The organism is Variovorax sp. P4_D9, from assembly GCF_056401695.1.
The window spans coordinates 1-1,086 of sequence record NZ_JBFUIU010001542.1; the positions used below are offsets into that span (position 1 = coordinate 1).

2 protein-coding genes are annotated in these 1,086 nt (G+C 60.4%); both read left to right on the forward strand.

All coding sequences use genetic code 11. The features are described from left to right. Positions 1-267, forward strand: a 267-nt coding sequence (locus tag AC1DY5_RS56730; protein ID WP_478122886.1) for a hypothetical protein, incomplete at its 5' end; no start/stop codon positions are given. 234 nt (positions 268-501) lie between these two features. Continuing rightward, complete coding sequence (locus tag AC1DY5_RS56735; RefSeq protein WP_478122887.1) at positions 502-792, forward strand: peptidase dimerization domain-containing protein; 291 nt, start codon at positions 502-504, stop codon at positions 790-792. The last annotated feature ends 294 nt before the right edge of the window (positions 793-1,086 follow it).

Consider the following 1,086-nt stretch of genomic DNA (forward strand, 5'->3'; position numbering starts at 1 on the left):
AAAGATAGGATTGAAGCTTTATCGAGTGAACAACTGACCGCAATAACTTACCTTTCGATTGCATACCATTTGATTTTTATTTTCGCCGTAGTGTTCGGTATTGGTTTTTACTTTTTCGATCGCCAGGCGGATAGAAATTCTCTCGAACGAAATACAGCAGCTGTTGTTGGCATTACGGGACTTTTTTCTGTTTCCCTGACCCCGATCGCATTTTTGTTTGCTCGACCAAAAAATGATGACGGATCTTCCCGGTCGCTGCCGTCTTAATTGAGCTAGGAGCCAAGCACGAACGTGGCGGATAGTTTCGGGCACACCAGCCGGCGGACACGGTAGTTGACGCCGGCCACTCAGCAGGACCGGAGCGCCCGAATACAGCAAGTCGCCATTCTTCCGCAATCGCGCGGGCGCGCGGCGCAAGCGCCAAGCGAAAGAGCCGCCACGCTCGCAGGCCCCAAAGATTGTGCGCGACCCCTGGGCTATGGCGAAAGTCAGGTCGGCACGGTGGGCGCCATCCAACTGCACCCGAACCTCATCAATGTAATTCCGTCGCGTGCGACGGTCAGCGTGGACCTGAGAAACACGGACCACGCCACCTTCCAGCGAGCGGAGCAAGAGCTTGCGGACTTCGCGCAGAAGCTGGCCGTGGAGCACGCATTGCAGCCTGCCGGCTCGTCCACCCTCGAGCCCGTCGTCTGCGATGAATGTCTGGTCAGGATCATCGAGCGCGCGTCGCAGTCGCGCGGCCATGCGACCCGTCGCATGGCCTCTGCACGGGGCATGCCGCGCAGATGATGGCCCGCATCTGTCCCTCGGCGATGATCTTCGTACCCAGTTGCTAGAGCTCGGGGGACTCGGCCATGCGGGTGTCGCATCTCGGGCACCAGGCCGCGACCGCTTCGGCGTAGATCGTGACGGGCGTCGTGCTGGCGCGGCATCGCTTACGCGGAACAGGCCGGGTGGGACACGATCCCGCGGGCAACAGATCCGCAAGGGATCCGCTACCTCGGGAACAAGGCTCGGCGTGGCCAAGCACTTGCGCGGACATGGTTCCGGTGGGAGCAAGGATCCACGGGGGTGAGGCCGGGA